General features: G+C 24.9%; 1 protein-coding gene. It reads left to right on the top strand.

The window, feature by feature from the left end; translation table 11 throughout:
• Positions 1-127: 127 nt before the first annotated feature.
• The gene (locus tag HMPREF0216_RS14700; protein ID WP_005215891.1) at positions 128-586 is read left to right on the top strand and encodes a DUF6323 family protein; all 459 of its coding nucleotides are present in this window, start codon (positions 128-130) and stop codon (positions 584-586) included.
• Positions 587-710 lie beyond the last annotated feature (124 nt).

The raw sequence follows: 710 nt of genomic DNA, 5'->3' as shown, positions 1-710 counted from the left end.
AAAAAAAATAAGGCTTAAGCCTTATTTTTTTGTTATTTTATGATTCTATATTACCACAAAATCGCCTAAATTTCAAGTCTTGTAGTAGGTTAGGCTTAGGAGTAGAGTATATCTAGAGGTGATTAGTATGAGTAAAAATATTAGTTTAGTACTTCAAGATATACAAAAAAAACAAGCAGTAATAGAATTGAAAAAATGCAATGAATTAACACTTAAATATGGATTAACCTTATCAAATGAAGATATTAATGAGTTAATTGAAAATCGTTTTAAGTCACTAAAAGATACGGGAAGAATTGAATTTTCGGAAGGTGTTTTGAAAAAAATAATTGAAGCTTTTTGTGATTCACCATATATAATGCAAGAAAATTATAAAGATACATTATTAGAGCTTCAAGAATCATTTTATTTCTTTAAAAACGAAGCTATGGATCAAATAGCAGATGATGAACTTATTGAATTTATGAAAATACATTTTGATGGAGAATGCCAAGGGTCTTTAGAGTATTTAAGTGGAACTAATTTAGAGGAACTTTGTAGAAATACAAGATACGGATATAGAGTTTTTAATAAAGAAAAGTATTAAGATAAGAGGTAATCTTTCTAAAAATAGATTTTAAACAACCTCGAATATATAAATTTTAATATAGTTAGATTATTTTAATTATATTAAATATAGGAATCTGTTAAGCTGATATGAAAAAATAGCT

Source organism: Clostridium celatum DSM 1785, from assembly GCF_000320405.1.
Lineage (GTDB): Bacteria > Bacillota > Clostridia > Clostridiales > Clostridiaceae > Clostridium > Clostridium celatum.
This window is presented reverse-complemented; position numbering and strand designations above follow the sequence as displayed.

What these genes read in the sequence shown, in the direction of transcription:
- HMPREF0216_RS14700 (WP_005215891.1), top strand. Translation starts at nt 128, where the DNA reads ATGAGTAAAAATATTAGTTTAGTACTTCAAGATATACAAAAAAAACAA.